This window comes from Thermococcus indicus (assembly GCF_006274605.1).
In the GTDB taxonomy this organism is placed as follows: domain Archaea; phylum Methanobacteriota_B; class Thermococci; order Thermococcales; family Thermococcaceae; genus Thermococcus; species Thermococcus indicus.
This window is the reverse complement of sequence record NZ_CP040846.1, coordinates 2,064,622-2,080,245: the sequence shown is the minus strand read 5'-3', so window position 1 is coordinate 2,080,245 and position 15,624 is coordinate 2,064,622. Positions and strand designations below refer to the sequence as shown.

Annotated in this window: 13 protein-coding genes, 1 rRNA gene and 1 pseudogene; 9 read left to right on the top strand and 6 right to left on the bottom strand. The window is 58.2% G+C overall.

Going from position 1 to position 15,624, the window contains the following annotated elements; all coding sequences use genetic code 11:
* Positions 1-10 precede the first annotated feature (10 nt).
* From FH039_RS11275 to FH039_RS12270, 3 genes and pseudogenes are all read left to right on the top strand, one after another.
* Positions 11-3,039 (top strand): 23S ribosomal RNA (locus FH039_RS11275).
* A gap of 165 nt (positions 3,040-3,204) precedes the next feature.
* Positions 3,205-3,657, top strand: a pseudogene (locus tag FH039_RS12275) (magnesium-dependent phosphatase-1); the annotation flags it as partial.
* Between the two features lie 27 nt (positions 3,658-3,684).
* Positions 3,685-4,251 (top strand): DUF366 family protein, encoded by a 567-nt coding sequence (locus FH039_RS12270; RefSeq protein WP_206206175.1) that lies wholly within the window; start codon positions 3,685-3,687, stop codon positions 4,249-4,251.
* Here the strand turns inward: FH039_RS12270 and FH039_RS11265 are convergent.
* On the bottom strand, positions 4,245-4,856 hold the full coding sequence (locus FH039_RS11265) for a diacylglycerol/polyprenol kinase family protein (RefSeq protein ID WP_139681386.1): 612 nt from the start codon (positions 4,854-4,856) through the stop codon (positions 4,245-4,247). The two genes, FH039_RS12270 and FH039_RS11265, sit on opposite strands and share 7 nt — an antisense overlap.
* Before the next feature lie 33 nt (positions 4,857-4,889).
* Positions 4,890-5,774 carry a PhoI gene (locus FH039_RS11260; protein ID WP_139681385.1) on the bottom strand — a complete coding sequence of 295 codons (885 nt, stop codon included), beginning with the start codon at positions 5,772-5,774 and terminating at the stop codon, positions 4,890-4,892.
* A 131-nt stretch (positions 5,775-5,905) separates the two neighbouring features.
* Here FH039_RS11260 and lysS point away from each other — a divergent pair, with 131 nt between their 5' ends.
* The gene (gene lysS / locus FH039_RS11255) at positions 5,906-7,486 is read left to right on the top strand and encodes a lysine--tRNA ligase (RefSeq protein WP_139681861.1); all 1,581 of its coding nucleotides are present in this window, start codon (positions 5,906-5,908) and stop codon (positions 7,484-7,486) included.
* Positions 7,487-7,488: 2 nt separating this feature from the next.
* Here the strand turns inward: lysS and FH039_RS11250 are convergent, their stop codons facing one another.
* Positions 7,489-8,175 carry a class I SAM-dependent methyltransferase gene (locus FH039_RS11250; protein WP_139681384.1) on the bottom strand — a complete coding sequence of 229 codons (687 nt, stop codon included), beginning with the start codon at positions 8,173-8,175 and terminating at the stop codon, positions 7,489-7,491.
* 124 nt (positions 8,176-8,299) lie between these two features.
* On the opposite strand from FH039_RS11250, the gene FH039_RS11245 reads away from it, so the two are divergent.
* Positions 8,300-8,884, top strand: coding sequence for an indolepyruvate oxidoreductase subunit beta (locus FH039_RS11245; RefSeq protein WP_139681860.1), 585 nt, complete (start codon positions 8,300-8,302; stop codon positions 8,882-8,884).
* Positions 8,885-8,893: 9 nt separating this feature from the next.
* Here the strand turns inward: FH039_RS11245 and FH039_RS11240 are convergent, their stop codons facing one another.
* Positions 8,894-10,060 carry an MFS transporter gene (locus FH039_RS11240; protein ID WP_139681383.1) on the bottom strand — a complete coding sequence of 389 codons (1,167 nt, stop codon included), beginning with the start codon at positions 10,058-10,060 and terminating at the stop codon, positions 8,894-8,896.
* Positions 10,061-10,148: 88 nt separating this feature from the next.
* Here FH039_RS11240 and FH039_RS11235 point away from each other — a divergent pair, with 88 nt between their 5' ends.
* The 4 genes from FH039_RS11235 (at position 10,149) to FH039_RS11220 (ending at position 14,173) form a co-directional block, all read left to right on the top strand.
* Positions 10,149-11,063 carry a phosphate signaling complex PhoU family protein gene (locus FH039_RS11235; protein ID WP_139681859.1) on the top strand — a complete coding sequence of 305 codons (915 nt, stop codon included), beginning with the start codon at positions 10,149-10,151 and terminating at the stop codon, positions 11,061-11,063.
* Between the two features lie 66 nt (positions 11,064-11,129).
* The gene (locus FH039_RS11230) at positions 11,130-12,050 is read left to right on the top strand and encodes an isoaspartyl peptidase/L-asparaginase family protein (RefSeq protein ID WP_139681858.1); all 921 of its coding nucleotides are present in this window, start codon (positions 11,130-11,132) and stop codon (positions 12,048-12,050) included.
* Between the two features lie 15 nt (positions 12,051-12,065).
* Positions 12,066-13,229, top strand: coding sequence for an MFS transporter (locus tag FH039_RS11225; protein WP_168188424.1), 1,164 nt, complete (start codon positions 12,066-12,068; stop codon positions 13,227-13,229).
* The gene (locus tag FH039_RS11220) at positions 13,226-14,173 is read left to right on the top strand and encodes a radical SAM protein (protein ID WP_139681381.1); all 948 of its coding nucleotides are present in this window, start codon (positions 13,226-13,228) and stop codon (positions 14,171-14,173) included. Before FH039_RS11225 ends, FH039_RS11220 begins: the two co-directional genes overlap by 4 nt.
* Here FH039_RS11220 and FH039_RS11215 read toward each other — a convergent pair.
* Together FH039_RS11215 and FH039_RS11210 are read right to left on the bottom strand one after the other, a co-directional pair.
* On the bottom strand, positions 14,163-14,654 hold the full coding sequence (locus FH039_RS11215; RefSeq protein ID WP_139681857.1) for a hypothetical protein: 492 nt from the start codon (positions 14,652-14,654) through the stop codon (positions 14,163-14,165). The genes FH039_RS11220 and FH039_RS11215 overlap by 11 nt on opposite strands.
* The gene (locus FH039_RS11210) at positions 14,654-15,580 is read right to left on the bottom strand and encodes a serine/threonine-protein kinase RIO2 (protein WP_139681380.1); all 927 of its coding nucleotides are present in this window, start codon (positions 15,578-15,580) and stop codon (positions 14,654-14,656) included. The genes FH039_RS11215 and FH039_RS11210 overlap by 1 nt, the downstream gene beginning before the upstream one ends.
* Between the last annotated feature and the right edge of the window lie 44 nt (positions 15,581-15,624).

Below are 15,624 nucleotides of genomic sequence, written 5' to 3'. Positions count from 1 at the left end.
CCCTGAGTAGGGGGCAGAAAACTTAAGCCGTCTGGTGGATGGCTCGGCTCGGGGCGCCGACGAAGGGCGTGGCAAGCTGCGATAAGCCCCGGCGAGGCGCAGGCAGCCGTCGAACCGGGGATGCCCGAATGGGACCTCCCGCGGCTCTTGCCGCACTCCCAGTCGGGAGGGGGAACGCGGGGAATTGAAACATCTTAGTACCCGCAGGAAAAGAAAGCAAAAGCGATGCCGTTAGTAGGGGCGACCGAAAGCGGCACAGGGCAAACTGAACCCTTCGGGGAAACCCGGAGGGGATGTGGTGTAGTAGGGCCCCCGAAAGACCCTCCCGGGTGAAGCCGAAGTCCACTGGAACGTGGCGCCGTAGAGGGTGAAAGCCCCGTAGGCGCAAGCCCGGTGGGTCTTGGGGTGTCCCTGAGTACCGTCGGTCGGATATCCGGCGGGAAGCTGGGAGGCATCGGCTCCCAACCCTAAATACGTCCCGAGACCGATAGCGAACTAGTACCGTGAGGGAAAGCTGAAAAGCACCCCTGGCAGGGGGTGAAAAGAGCCTGAAACCAGGCGGCGATAGGTGGGTGCGGCTCAGAAGGGCTGACCCTCCCCGAAGGAAACACGGGCGACCGTGGAGTACGAGGGGAGGCGACCAGAGTCGCACCGTCCGTCTTGGATCACGGGGCAGGGAGTTCATCCGAGCGGCGAGGTTAAGGGGGTCAACCCCGAAGCCGCAGGGAAACCGACAGGTCCGCAGCCCGTAAGGGTGAGGGACGGGGTGTGAAAGCGCCCGGAGTCGCTCGGATGAGACCCGAAGCCGGTCGATCTAGCCCGGGGCAGGGTGAAGTCCCTCAACAGAGGGATGGAGGCCCGCTAGGGATGCTGACGTGCAATTCGCTCCCGTGACCTCGGGCTAGGGGTGAAAGGCCAATCGAGGCCGGCGATAGCTGGTTCCCGCCGAATTATCCCTCAGGATAGCCCGGCCGGAGGTAGGTGGTGGGGTAGAGCACTGATTGGGGGTTTAGGGGGAGAAATCCCCCGGCTCCCTGTCAAACTCCGAACCCACTGCCGCCGTAGATGGCCGGAGTAGGGTGGCGGTGTAAGCCGTCAACCGAGAGGGGAACAACCCAGACCGGGGTTAAGGCCCCTAAATGCCGGCTAAGTGTTACTCCAAAGGGTGTCCCTGGCCTTAGACAGCGGGGAGGTAGGCTTAGAAGCAGCCATCCTTTAAAGAGTGCGTAACAGCTCACCCGTCGAGGTCAGGGGCCCCGAAAATGGACGGGGCTAAAGCCGGCTGCCGAGACCCCGGCGCACGGACCGATTGGTCCGTGATCGGGTAGGCGGGCGTGCCGGTGGGGTGGAAGCTGGGCCGTAAGGTCCAGTGGACCCGTCGGTATTGTGGATCCTGCCGGGAGTAGCAGCATAGCCGGGTGAGAATCCCGGCCGCCGAAGGGGCCAGGGTTCCACGGCAATGTTCGTCAGCCGTGGGTTAGTCGGTCCTAAGCGGGTCCGTAACTCGGCGCCCGCGAAAGGGAAACGGGTTTATATTCCCGTACCGCGGTGGTAGGTGCGGCAACGCAAGCCCGGAGGGTGACGCCTCGGGGTAGGCGGACCGGTCCACAAGGCCGGCTAAGCGTATAAGTCCGGGGAGTGCCGTAATGGCGAGAACCGGATGAAAGCGCGAATGGCCTCCCGTAAGGGGGGTTCCGCCGATCCCTGGGGCCCGTGAAAAGCCCTCTGGGAACGATCCACCGCGACCGTACCGAGAACCGACACCGGTGCCCCTGGGTGAGAAGCCTAAGGCGTGTCGGGGGAAACCCAGCCGAGGGAACTCGGCAAATTGGCCCCGTAACTTCGGGATAAGGGGTGCCTGCGGGTGCGTAACCCGCAGGTCGCAGTGACTAGGAGGACCCGACTGTTTAGTAAAAACACAGGTCCCAGCTAGCCCGAAAGGGTTTGTACTGGGGCCGACGCCTGCCCAGTGCCGGTATGTGAAGCCCGGGTTCAACCGGGTGAAGCACCGGTAAACGGCGGGGGTAACTATAACCCTCTTAAGGTAGCGAAATTCCTTGTCGGTTAAATGCCGACCTGCATGAATGGCGTAACGAGGTCCTCACTGTCCCCGGCTGGGGCCCGGCGAAACCACTGCCAGGCGCATATGCCTGGGACCTCCGGTGGGAAGCGAAGACCCCATGGAGCTTTACTGCAGCCTGCCGTTGCCATACGGCGGGGGGTGCGCAGCGTAGGCGGGAGGCGTCGAAGCCCGTCCTCCGGGGCGGGTGGAGCCGTCCATGAGACACCGCCCACCCTCTGCCGTATGGCTAACCCCCGATGGGGGGACAGCGGTAGGTGGGCAGTTTGGCTGGGGCGGCACACCCTCGAAAAGGTATCGAGGGTGCCCTAAGGTCGGCTCAGGCGGGTCAGGAATCCGCCGTAGAGTGCAAGGGCAAAAGCCGGCCTGACTGGACCCGTAACAGAGGCGGGTCCAGCCGCGAAAGCGTGGCCTAGCGAACCCCTGAGCCTCCCCGGTGGGGGCCAGGGATGACAGAAAAGCTACCCTGGGGATAACAGAGTCGTCTCGGGCGAGAGCCCATATCGACCCCGAGGCTTGCTACCTCGCTGTCGGCTCTTCCCATCCTGGTCCTGCAGCAGGGGCCAAGGGTGGGGGTGTTCACCCATTAAAGGGGAACGTGAGCTGGGTTTAGACCGTCGTGAGACAGGTCGGATGCTATCTACCGGAGGTGCTGGGTGCCTGAGGGGAAGGCTCCCCCAGTACGAGAGGAACAGGGAGCCGCGGCCTCTGGTCTACCGGTTGTCCTACAGGGCACAGCCGGGCAGCTACGCCGCGTCCGATAAGGCCTGAAAGCATCTAAGGCCGAAGCGGTCCCCGAAAATAGGCACCCACTCCCAGGCGCAGGGGGTCGGGCGACCGGTCCTTTGCCTGGGACGAGGGCTCGGGAAGAAGACCCGTTTGATGGGGCGGGGATGTAAGCGGGAAGGGAAACCGACCCGTTCAGTCTGCCGCTCCCAACAGCCCGAGGTTTCTGCCTCTGAAAGGGGGGCTGGGCATTTGATAGGTCAATCGGCCTGTGCACGGTCCTCGAGCCCTTAAATCTCGTTTCTGTCTGATTGATTGCATTGCAATATTGAACTTCCAGTCATGATGCTTCTCCACAACCATTAAAACCCACCAGCGGAGCTTTTCTTGGTGATGAAATGAGAGTGCTGATACTTGATCTCGATGGCACACTCTGGGATCACGAGGATGCATCCAAGCTTGTGCCGCCTTACGAGTTCCACGGCGATTATCTAATTGATTCCAACGGTGGGGAACTTCACCTTTTCCCGGGAGTCAGGGAGTTCCTCGAATGGGCGAGTGGCAGGTTCGTTCTGAGCATAGCGAGCTGGAACGTTGAAGAGAAGGTTAAACCAATCCTCGAAGGCTTTGGCCTCTGGGACTGCTTCGTTTTTCCAAAGATAGAGAACCACCCGGACAAGGCGGATATGATAGCGAGAACGCTCCGGGAGCTGGAGCTTTCGGGATACGATGTTGGGGGAGTCATCTACGTGGACGACAGGGATATACATATCGAAGACGTTAAAACCACCGTCCCGTCTATTCGGTTCATCCATATGTGGAAAGATGCCAAAAGTTTTGAGGAGTTGAGGGAACTCCTTGAGAGGAGGGGTGATAGCATGGAGCTACTCATCGTGAAGGATAAGCGTATAGACTACGACGGTTCCGCGATAGGGAGCCACTGGGCCTACAGGAACTTTGGAATACTCGGGAACTCGCTGGTCGTCTTCCGTGGAAAGTGCGACGTTAAAGTGGAGGAGATGATTGACATCGAAGATTTAAGGGCGAGCAAGGAAATCCGGAGCGACGATATGGTTCACTACATCATTGAGGTATTCGATTTGGTGAACGCGCTCTTCGCCTCAACGCTCCAGAAGCTCTTCATAGCGAGGCTCTGCGAGGTTCTGGCCGAATACGGCGTGAAAACCCACAGGAAGGGTGACGACATATACGTGAACGGTAAAAAGCTCAGCATATCCATAGCAACGGTCTCCCCAGTCAGCGTCAAGATCCACATCGGGATAAACATTGAGGCGAAGGGAATTCCCGAGGGCGTTGATGCCATCGGCCTGAAGGAGCTTGGCATAACGGATGTGGAGGGCTTCATGGAGAAGACCGGGAAGGCCCTTGTGAAGGAATTCAACAAGGTAAAGAGGGACAGCCTGAAGGTCAGGTGGGCTCAGTAGAGGAGGAAGAGAACGCTCCCAACCAGCGGAACGGCTAAGTTGTCGTCGAGCCAGCCCTGGTACTCGGCCAGGGTCAGCACCACCGCCCATCCTATTTTTCCCATCGCACCTGCATCGAGGAGAAGGAAAGCTATAGCCAGCGCCGTCGCTAGGTACGCTAAACTTCCGGTCCAGTGCTTCCTCAGCTTCACGTTGAAGCCGTGCCGCTTGAAGTAGAAGTGCCTGATTATTCCGGTCACCCCGTCGCTTATTGCCATTGCCAGTAGCAGGGCGGTGGCGTATTCCTTCGGCAGGATCATTGGCACGACCGATGCGGAGAAGGCAAAGAAGACCTCCCCGTAGTTGTGCTCTATCTGATACCACGAGAACTCCCTCTTTTTGAGGTGGGGCCAGAGCTGGAACAGGCCGAAGGCAAAGGCTGCCCCGCTGAAGACCTCCGGAGGTATTTTCCCGTAGTAGAACATCAGAACGGCCGGAACGATACTGAAGTGGATTATCTTCCTGTTCACCCAGGCCCACTCTGGGCCGAGCCTCTTCGTGAGCCCTATGGCGAGGAGTATGAAGGCAGCGGCGATGCCGGCATAGGGTACCCAGCCGGGGAGCATTTATTCCCACCAAAAAAGAAGAGGGGGTTGGGGTTAATATGACTTGTCCCCAAAGGCCCTTCCGACGGCCTCTAGAGCCGCCATGAAATCGCCCGCGTGGACGACCATGTACCACTCATCGGTTCTCGCTAGCTCTCCACGGGATTTGCCGACCAACTCGCCGTAGAGTCCCTGGATCCTAACCCTCGGCTCCGTCGTCGCGAGCTTGAGCGTTATCTCGACGGGTCTCCCGTTCTCCCAGACGATACCGACCTTAAGTCCGGCCTTCGTTTCCCTCCTCTTCTTCAGGCCAAGCCTGAGGTAGCGGAGCCTCTCCTCCGGAACCCCATTCTCTTTGGCCTTTTCCATGAGGTACTCTTCCGCAAGCGTCAGGCCGTGGAGCCCGAGGGCGTAGCCAAAAACAGGAATTCCTAGGTCCTTCCCCTTCCTCCCCTTGTAGGCGTAAACCTCTATCCTTCCGCCTGAGCCCCGTGAGGCTGTGTAGAATCCGTTTCCGTTATCGTCCCTGAACTCGCCCAGGAAACCCACCAGTTCATCGTACGCCGAAAACGGGAGCGAAAAGCTCGCCCACGTTCCCCAGACCCTTGGAGGGACGGAGACGAAGCCCATCTCCTCGAGGTGGTACTCGATCGGTTTTGGCCTGAGCACCAGAAAGCCCCTTTCCGTGAGCTCCAGCTCCAGGAGTGCCCTTTCACCAGGCACCAGCGCGAACTTCCCATCGCTCTCGAAATCTCTGGCCTTCAGGAGCCTGTTTCTTCTGAGCTTCCTCTCCACCCTCGAACTAACCACTACGGGAATCGGCGTTCTTCTCCCACTCTCCTTGTCGTAGGGCACTCTGAAACCTGCCTTGAGGAGCTCCTCCTGAATCTCCAGCGACGCCGGGAAAAACGCCTGCATCCTCTTCATCTCGAACTCCATGGGGATGCCTCCATGTTACTTTTGCCTGTAGTTTTACCATCAGAATTTATAAAATTTTCTCCCTTGGAGTTGTCTTCCCAGCCAAGCTTAAGCTTAAAAGCCCCTTCGCAGACCTAAGCGCGGTGGTGAGAATGGTTCATTGGGCAGACTACATGGCTGAAAAGATTATCCGGGAACGCGGCGACAGGGATGAATACGTTGTGGAGAGCGGAATAACTCCGAGCGGTTACGTTCACATAGGGAACTTCAGGGAGTTCTTCACGGCATACATAGTCGGCCACGCCCTCAGGGACAGGGGGAAGAAGGTTCGCCACATCCACATGTGGGACGACTACGACCGCTTCAGGAAGGTTCCAAAGAACGTGCCGCCCGAGTGGAAGGAGCACCTTACCAAGCCCGTCCGCGAGGTTCCTGATCCATGGGGCTGCCACGACAGCTACGCGGAGCACTTCATAGCCATATTCGAAGAGGAAGTGTCGAAGCTCGGCATAGAGGTGGACTTCCTCCACGCCTACGAGCTGTACAAGTCCGGCGAGTACGCCGAGGAGATAAAGCTCGCTCTTGAAAAGCGCGATGAGATAAAGGCCATCCTCGATAAGTACCGCGAGAGGGCCAAACAGCCGCCCCTTGAGGAGGACTGGCAGCCGGTCATGATTTACTGCCCGAAGTGCAGGAGAGAAGCCGGGTTCGTTTCGTGGGACGGCGAGTGGAAGGTCTCCTACAAGTGTCCCCACTGCGGCAGCGAGGGCGAGACAGACATAAGGGACGGCAACGTCAAGCTCAGGTGGAGGGTTGACTGGCCGATGCGCTGGGCGCACTTCAAGGTCGACTTCGAGCCGGCCGGAAAGGACCACCTGGCAGCCGGTGGCTCGTACGACACCGGCAGGGAGATAGTTGAGAAGGTATTCGGCTGGCCTTCACCCATAGACCTGATGTACGAGTTCGTCGGAATAAAGGGTCAGAAGGGGAAGATGAGCGGAAGCAAGGGCAACGTTATACTCCTCAGCGACCTCTACGAGGTGCTCGAGCCGGGAATAATCCGCTTCATATACGCGAAGGCGAGGCCCAACAAGGAGCTGAAGATAGACCTCGGCCTTGGTCTGCTCAACCTATACGACGAGTTCGATAAGGTGGAGCGCATCTACTTCGGCATTGAGCAGGCCAAGAACCCGGAGGAGGAAGAGGAGCTCAAGAGAACCTACGAGCTCTCGATGCCGGAGGTTCCCGACAGACTGACCGCGCAGGCGCCCTTCAGGTTCCTGGTTACGCTCGTCCAGATGCCACACCTCAACGAGGAGGGTATAATCCGCGTTCTCCAGGAGCAGGGTCATCTCCCAGAGAAGCTCGGCGAAGATGACGTCGAGCGGGTAAGGCTCCGCATACGCCTGGCTAAAAACTGGGTTGAGAAGTACGCCCCCGACAACGTGAAGTTCAGCATCCTGGAAGAGCCCCCAGAGATCGAGCTTAGGCCTGAAATCAGGGGGGCCATGCTCGAGGTCGCGGGGTGGCTTGAGGCCCACGAGGGTTTCACCGTTGAGGAACTTAACAACGCCATCTACGATGCTGCCAAGAAGCGCGAGATTCCGAGCAAGGAGTGGTTCAAGGCTTTGTACAACGTCTTCATCGGCAAGGACCGCGGCCCGAGGCTCGCGAGCTTCCTGGCTTCCCTCGACAGGGAATTTGTGATAAGGCGCCTCCGCATGGAGGCTTAATCTCATTTCTTCGGCGCGTAAACCTGGAAGTAACTGTGCTCGTTCATTCTTTCACTGTGGAGTTGCCTGAAGTACAGCTTTGCCAGCAGTTCCACCGCGGTCTTTCCCCAGACGTTGAACCTGACGCGGAAATGCTCTTTTTCACTCTGGAACTCAAGAACCACGGTCTTTTCGTCGGCGTCCGGCAGAACCTTACTGATCCAGTACTCAGCACCCACTATCTGCCCGTTCGTGAGAACCGGTAGGAGGGCCCTCAGATCGGTGAACTGAAGGATGAACCTCCCGCCGGGTTTGAGAACCCTTGCGACCTCTTTGAAGGTTGAATTTAGGTCCCTCGGTTCGAAATGAACCAGGCTGTCTATGAAAACCACGTAGTCGAAGCTGTTCTCCTCGAAGGGCAGTTTTCTGGCGTCTCCCTTCACGAACTCGACCTTTGACCTCCTGTCCTTTGCGAATTCCTTTGCCTTGGATAGCATGACGTCGCTGTTGTCGAGGGCAACGACGTTGAATCCGAGGTCTTCAAGGAGAAATGAGAACCCCCCTGTTCCACAGGCCAGGTCGAGAACCCTGCCCTTTTTGGGCATGTACCTGAGCAGTAGTGGCTCTAGGGTCTCGATTCTCTTCCGGTACTCCTCGGAGTATATGTCGCTGTACGCCGGAAACGCCTCGTAGTACTTTTCGAAGCCCATGCTTTTATGTACTCGTGTGTCTTTAAATATTTGCCGCAAAAGTTTGTGTGGTTTTCTACTTTTTCCGAATTTTCTCGACAACAGGTTTTTATCGCCTCCCTCCCAAAGCCTTCCGGTGGTGCCGATGGAGTTCAACCTCATAATCACTGGAGTCGGCGGGCAGGGCGGATTGACCCTCTCAAGGATAGTGGGAAACGCCGCCATGCACGAGGGCTACAACGTTCGCATAGGTGAAACCCTTGGAATGAGCCAGCGCTATGGAAGCGTTCTGAGCTACCTCCGGTTTGGCGAGGAGGTCTACTCACCCCTCATCGAGGAAGGAAAGGCAAACCTCATGCTCGCCCTCGAACCCGCCGAAGCCCTGAGAAACGCCAGGTTTTTGGGCAAGAATAGCACGGCTGTGATAAACGCCTACCCGATTCACACCGCGACGACCCTCGTCGGGAAGGAGAAGTACCCGGAGCTGGAGGAGATTGGGGCCGCCCTGGGAAGAATCTGCCCCGTGTACATGATGGACTTCCAGCGCGAGGCCGATAGGATAAACCCAAGAACCCTCGGCGTCCTGATGCTCGGCTACGCGTTTGGTAAAGGTCTCGTGCCCCTCAGGAAGGAGTCCCTGCTTGAGGGAATAAGGCTCACCCTCCGGGAGAAGCTCTGGGAGATTAACTTCAGGGCCCTTGAGAGGGGAATCGAGCTCTCTAAGGCATAACTTTTCTTTTCACTCGTTGTGTTTTATGAAGAAGGCGTAGAATATCGCCGTCGCTATGACGTAGAGAAGAGCTGTCGCGTAGAACGGGTAGCTCAGGGAGGTGCCGAACAGCAGGCCGCCGACGTAGTTTCCACCGCCGCGCATGAAGGTCGAGAAGGCCCTCCGTATTCCAGCGGCCGTTGCCTTCTCCTCGGTCGAGAAGAAGCCCATCATGAAGGAGTCGTTTATGGGCCAGACTATGTTCATGAGGATGGAGCGGACGACGTAGAGCAGTGCCGCCAGCAGGAAGGTCTCTATCGAGGGGAATATCACGAAGAGAAAGGCCGCTATGCTCTGGAAGGACGTTATTACCTTAACCGGGCCGATCCTGTGAACCAGCCTCGGAAGGCCGAAGGAGCCGAGGCCCATAGCTAATTGCTGGAAGAAGAATATCCCGCTTATCGCCGCGAGCGTCTGCCCGAACTGGAGCTTGAAGTAGAGGCTCATGTATGGTATAGTTATCCCCGCGCCAAAGCCTATCAGCGCGCTCGGGAGGGAGAACTTGAGTATCTTGACGACCAGCTCGCGGTTCCAGTTTATCCTCGGGTTCCTCACGGGAACGTCGCGGATTATGAGTAAGGCAGGAATCACGAGGACGAACTGGAGGAGCGCCAGCGATATAACCAGTCTGTAGGCTATCCCCTCGGTCAGCCCGAGCCCCACGAAAAAGTCCGGGGCAAAGCCGGCTATGAGGACTCCCAGGGCGTTGAATATCGTTCCCAGGCCGAAGCTTATCGAGAACGCGTGATGTCTCTGCTCCTCGCCGACCTCCTCGCTGAGCAGTGCCGTGAAGTTCGGCTGTCTCAGACCCATGTTGGCTCCGACCAGGAAGAAGCCGATGGCGAGGACATAGTCGTTTATCGCGGCCACCTGGAGGAGCCTCCCGGCCAGTCCGAGAAGGGCGGAGATGATGAGGGTTCTCCGGTAACCAAGCCTCAGTGAGACCTGGCCGGCTATCAGGAAGAACAGTCCCCCGGTGAACGTCTGTATCGAGAAGAACGTTCCCATCGCCGCCATATCGTAGCCTAGGACGGCTAGGTAGAAGGGCATGATGAATATCGAGAACTGGAGGAAGAGCTGGCCCGCTGCGTTGGCCGCTATGAGTATCTTCGCGTCCCTGCCGTAACCCGAGAGCATGGTGAAACGTCCCTCATAGCGTTTATAAGCATATCGAACCGAAGCCTTTTATACGCCGCCGCTCGTCTATATATCGGCGGTGATATCTATGGAGTTCAGAAAAATCCAATTTACCGGCAGGAGTTCATACATAATATCCCTCCCCAAGAAGTGGGTCAGGGAGCACGGCCTCAGCCAGGGCGACGTCGTTCCGCTCTCAATAAACCCCGATGGGAGCATAACGATATTCCCCAAGGAGCCGAAGGAGATAAGTGAGAGGAAGGTCCTTACGATATCCCGCGAATATTCCCCCGACATGGCGGTCAGGCTCGTTATCTCGGCCTACATCCAGGGCTACGATGTTCTTGAGATTCATCTGGCCGAGGAGATGCCGATATACAAGGTGAAGATGCGCAAGGTTCTTCAGAGCCTTCCCGGCGTTGAGATAATCCTCGACGAGCCCCAGAGGATGGTGGCCAAGAGTCTCCTCGACGAGGAGGAGGTCAATCTGGCCGAGCTCCTCAACAGGATTCGCTCTCTCATAATGTCTATGCTCGGTGACCTTGAGCTTCTCATTCAGAACCCCGGTGAGGAGGAGATACTCCGGGATATCAACGACCTCGAGAACGAGCTGGACAGGTTCTACTTCCTCATAATCCGCGCGGTCAACAGGATCCTCACCAAGCGCGGCGTCACCGAGGAGAGCGGCATAATCAGGAGAACCTTTGACCTGCTTGGCATACTCTTCATAGTCAGGAACATCGAGCGCATCGGGGATCACATAACGCGCATCGCCGAGAACCCGGGCGAGGTAAACGTTCCGTACCTCAAGGAGAAGTTCGGCCAGATGATGGCCCAGATTGAGGAGCGCGACCTAACGAAGATCGACAGGCTGATGCTTGAGCTCAAGGGGGAGATACGCTCCATCGACTACCGCCAGTCAATAGCCCTCGAGAGCTACCGCAGGATTCTCGAGTACCTCGAGAACATCGGGGAAACAATAATCAACATGGCGCTTAGCTGAAGTTCAGATCTTTTCGTTTCCACAACCCTTTTAACCATTCGAGGGCTTTTTATTACGGTGGTTCTCATGGTTGCGATAATAGTTCACGGCGGTGCCGGCACGATAAGGAAGGAGGAGCGCATTCCAAAGGTCATCGAAGGCGTTAGAGAGGCTGTTCTGGCCGGCTGGCGCGAGCTCAAGCGGGGCTCTGCTCTGGATGCGGTTGAGGAAGCGGTCAAAGCCCTCGAGGACAACCCGCTCTTCAACGCGGGCACCGGGAGCGTTCTCACCCTCGATGGCAAGGTCGAGATGGACGCTGCCATAATGCGCGGAAGAACCCTTGAAGCGGGTGCCGTTGCCGGAATCTGGGGCGTCAAGAACCCGATAAGTGTTGCGAGAAAGGTCATGGAGAAGACCGACCACGTGCTCCTCAACGGCGAGGGTGCCGTTAAGTTCGCCAGGCTCATGGGCTTCGAGGAGTACAACCCGGTGACAGATGAGAGGCTGAAGCAGTGGGAGGAGCTGAGGAAGAAGCTCGTTGAAAGCGGAGAAACGAGGCACTGGAAGAAGCTCAACGAGCTTATAAAGGAATACCCGGAGGTACTCAGGAGCACGGTTGGAGCGGTGGCCTTCGACGGCGAGGAAGTTGTTGCCGGAACGTCCACCGGAGGGGTCTTCCTCAAGATGTTCGGCCGCGTCGGCGACACCCCGATAATCGGGGGAGGAACATACGCCAATGAAATGGCAGGGGCCTCCTGCACGGGGCTCGGTGAGGTGGCGATAAAGCTCGTCCTGGCCAAGAGCGCCACCGACTTCGTCCGCCTCGGAATGGACGCCCAGGCTGCGAGCGATGCGGCTATAAGCCTCGCCACGAAGTACTTCGGCGCCGACACCATGGGCATAATAATGGTTGATGCCAAGGGCAACGTGGGCTTCGCGAAGAATACAAAGCACATGAGCCACGCCTTCATGAAGGACGGTATGGACGAACCCGTGGCGGGGGTTTGAGCCATCGACCGAACCCTGAGGGACATCTGGCTCCTCAACTTCTCGACCTTCTTTTTCTTCCTGGGAATAAGCGTAGTCAACCCCATAATATCGCCCTTTGCGATAACCCTCAACGCCACCCCCTTCCTCGTTGGCCTGGTGGCGGGGGTTGCCTCCGTCGTCTCTCTGTTCTCGAAACCGGTCGGAGGCCTGATAGGGGACAGAGGCTACAGATTCCAGGCCATGATGGCCGGCAACGTCCTTGGAATGCTGGCCGGGCTTCTCTACATAGCCTCCGCGCTCCTTGGAAACCTGTGGATATTCACCTTCGCCAGGGCAATCCACGGCTTCTCCATGGGGATATTCTTCCCCTCGAGCCTCTCAACCGCCGTTGACCTTGCGCCCCCGGGCAGAGTCGGCGAAACTCTGGGCTGGAGGGGTATGATGTTCTCCCTCGGCAACATAATCGGCCCGGCCCTCGGCGGCTATCTCTCCGACATCTTCGGCTTCGTTGGGGCCTTCTCCTTCACCGTGACGTTTTCCCTCGTTGGCCTCGCCCTCGTAGTCCCGGTCTGGCTCGATGGCAGAAAGGCCGTTGCCAGGAGGGGGGAGAGGCACGGCGAGGTCAGCTACTCCGAGCTCCTGAGGAGCTATTTCGTTGCCGCGTCGCTGGCGCTGTTCTTCTTCTCCTTCTCCTACGCCGGCGTCATAACTTACCTTCCCGCCCTCTACAAGGTGCTGGGGATGCCCCAGAGCCTGTTCGGTCTCTACATGATGGTCATCGGGATATCGAGCTTCGTGATGAGGCTCGTGGGCGGCAGGAGTGCCGACAGGATGGGCCCGATTCCAGTCATACGTGCCGGCATGCTCCTCGTTATCCTCGGCTACACCGTGCTGATCCTCTACAGCCTCCCGCCCCACTCCTACGCCAGCGCGCTCCTCATAGGCGCGGGCTTCGGCCTGTCAGTTCCCGCGATGCAGCTCATGGCCCTTGGAAACCTCCCTCAGAGGATAAGGACGATGGGTTCGAGCGTCTACACGATGTTCTTCGACCTCGGGATGCTCGGGGGTCAGGTAACCCTGGGCTACGTCGCCGGCATCAGAGGTTACGCCGGGGTCTTCCCGCTGCTCCCCTTCATAGCGGCCGCATCACTTATAATAGTCCACGCGCCTCTCATCATGGGAGGTAGGGAGAAATGAAGATCAGGGTCTCCTACGGAACGGCCATAGCAACGGGGCTGATAAAGGCCAAAATGCTCGCCAGGCCAACCACCGCGTACCTGATGACGTACCACGAAGGCCGCTGTAGAAACAATTGCGCCTTCTGTCCCCAGGCGAGGGACAGCAGGGCCGACCTGAAGAAGCTCTCCAGGATAACCTGGCCTGCCTTCGACGTGGAAGAGGTCATCGAGGCCTTTCCTTCTGGGGGGTTTGCCAGGATATGCCTCCAGACGGTTGATTATCCGGGCCTGGTCTCCGACGTCATCGAACTCCTCGACCTCCTCCAGCCGCTGGGCCTTCCGGTCTCGGTCTCGATAACCCCTGTCGAGAGGGAGACCCTCGAGGAGTTCAAATCAAGGAACGTTGATTACATCGGCGTTGGCCTCGACGTGGCCAGCGAGAGGCTCTACCCGGAGATCAAGGACTCCCTCTACTCCTGGGGCGAGATGTGGCGTTTCACGAGGGAGGTCATCGATGTCTTCGGTGATGGAAGGGCCCTCGTGCACCTCATAATCGGGCTCGGGGAGACCGACAGGGAGGCCGTCGAGACCATATGGCGGGCGTACTCGATGGGCGCCTGGGTTTCCCTCTTCGCCTTCACACCCATAAGGGGAACCCGCCTTGAGAACGCGGAGCCTCCGAGCCTCACCAGGTATCGGAGAATCCAGGTGGCGCACCACCTCATAAAGGAGGGGCTCGCCGCGCCGGAGGATTTCGAGTTCGATGAGAGCGGCTCCCTGACCGGCTTCGGAATCGATGTGGAGGAGCTTGCCGAACTCGTTCCACCGGAAGTTTTCGCCACCCATGGCTGCCCCGGCTGCAACAGGCCGTACTACAACGAAAGACCAAAGAAAGAGCCATACAACTTCCCGGAAAGTCCGGAGAGGGACTACGTGAGGCGTGTCCTCGACTCTATCCTCTGAGGAGCTCGATTATCTCGTTGAACTCCTCCAGCGAGAACCGCTCCTCGACCTTTTCTCCCCTCGCTATCCTCACGAGAGTTTGAACGAAGCGATAAAGCTCATCGTCGTCCCTCACCAGACCCAGCGTAACGTCCATATCCCGGGCTATCTCGCCGAGCCGGTTCTCCTCCTTCATTATGAACAGAATGTCCCCGAGCCTTTTTACCCCCAGCCGGTAGAGGTCTTCGCTGGGCGCGCGGCTTATTCCGCGTACCGCACATTTAACCGCTCCCCTGTAGTTGTCCTCCTGGAGGAAAATCTCCGCGAGCCTGAAGCAGGCCTCGAAGTAGAACTCCGGCTCCTCCTCCCTCGCCAGCTCCATTATCTCGTCGAGCTTCCTCTTGGCGGTCTCGAGGTCTCTGGCGTTCTCCGCCTCTATGGCCTCCCGGAAGAGCCCCATAATCCTCTCGCGCCTGTTCAGCGGTTCGTATTTTATTACCATCATCCCTCACCCCTGCTTTCGAGCCAGGCCCTCTCAAACTCCGGCCAGACATCATCAAACCTCTTCTCCACGCGCCACCTTCTCCTGAATGCGTTCAGCACCACCCTCAGGTCCCTCTTCAGAAATTCATAGCTCTCGGGGTGGGCTGTCGTTATGTGCTGGGCCCAGTCGATTATAAGGATGTCGCCATCGTTGGTTAAAACTATGTTGAACTCGCTCATGTCCGAGTGAACGATGCCGAAGCGGACTATCTTGAGGTACTCTTCCAGGACGCGGTCGAGTATCTCCCCCGCCTCTTCCCGCGTCAGGTCGGTGTCGCGAAGCTCTGCCAGCTCGGTTCCTTCTATGAACTCCATGACGACCACGTGCCTGTTCCATGCTACCGGCCTGGGTACCCGGGCTATCGGGCTCAGCAGGGTTAGCGCCTCGTACTCCTTCTTCGCGATGAGCCTCGAGACGTAGAGCCAGCTCGTGTGGCGCTTATCCTGGAAGACGTGCCCGTGGTAGCCGGCCCTCCGCGATGCGGTTCTTCCACCGATGCGGTTGAATTTGACGGCGACCTTTTCGCCGGAGGGGGTCATTCCGACGTAAACGTCGGCGTCCTTTCCCACACCCACATGGGCGGGGTTTATCGCCTCGATAACGCCCTTCTTCGCGAGCGCCCTTATGGCGAGGACGTCGTAGCCGTGTATCGTGAGCTGGTACCCTATGTAGCCTATGTCGCTCCTCCTGGCCACGAGCCCCCAATCGTCGAGCTTTCCGAGACGAAACGAGGCGGTTTCGATGTCCGTTCTCGTGAAGCGCGCGATGTCCTCGAGCGGAACCCAGCGGTGATGCCGCATGTTCAGCTCTACCCCTCTGAGTATCCTGAAGTCGAGGTCCCGCAGGGTGGGGTAGGCCTCCAGCGCCAGTAGCTTGCTCACCATCTTCCTTCCCTGAAGTCGGTTCCGGGCCGGAATTTATAAATGTA

What these genes read in the sequence shown, in the direction of transcription:
- lysS (WP_139681861.1), top strand. Translation starts at nt 5,906, where the DNA reads ATGGTTCATTGGGCAGACTACATGGCTGAAAAGATTATCCGGGAACGC.
- FH039_RS11230 (WP_139681858.1), top strand. Translation starts at nt 11,130, where the DNA reads ATGGTTGCGATAATAGTTCACGGCGGTGCCGGCACGATAAGGAAGGAG.
- FH039_RS11220 (WP_139681381.1), top strand. Translation starts at nt 13,226, where the DNA reads ATGAAGATCAGGGTCTCCTACGGAACGGCCATAGCAACGGGGCTGATA.
- FH039_RS11210 (WP_139681380.1), bottom strand. Translation starts at nt 15,580, where the DNA reads ATGGTGAGCAAGCTACTGGCGCTGGAGGCCTACCCCACCCTGCGGGAC.
- FH039_RS11265 (WP_139681386.1), bottom strand. Translation starts at nt 4,856, where the DNA reads ATGCTCCCCGGCTGGGTACCCTATGCCGGCATCGCCGCTGCCTTCATA.
- FH039_RS11260 (WP_139681385.1), bottom strand. Translation starts at nt 5,774, where the DNA reads ATGGAGTTCGAGATGAAGAGGATGCAGGCGTTTTTCCCGGCGTCGCTG.
- FH039_RS11215 (WP_139681857.1), bottom strand. Translation starts at nt 14,654, where the DNA reads ATGGTAATAAAATACGAACCGCTGAACAGGCGCGAGAGGATTATGGGG.
- FH039_RS11240 (WP_139681383.1), bottom strand. Translation starts at nt 10,060, where the DNA reads ATGCTCTCGGGTTACGGCAGGGACGCGAAGATACTCATAGCGGCCAAC.
- FH039_RS12270 (WP_206206175.1), top strand. Translation starts at nt 3,685, where the DNA reads ATGGAGCTACTCATCGTGAAGGATAAGCGTATAGACTACGACGGTTCC.
- FH039_RS11245 (WP_139681860.1), top strand. Translation starts at nt 8,300, where the DNA reads ATGGAGTTCAACCTCATAATCACTGGAGTCGGCGGGCAGGGCGGATTG.
- FH039_RS11235 (WP_139681859.1), top strand. Translation starts at nt 10,149, where the DNA reads ATGGAGTTCAGAAAAATCCAATTTACCGGCAGGAGTTCATACATAATA.
- FH039_RS11250 (WP_139681384.1), bottom strand. Translation starts at nt 8,175, where the DNA reads ATGGGCTTCGAAAAGTACTACGAGGCGTTTCCGGCGTACAGCGACATA.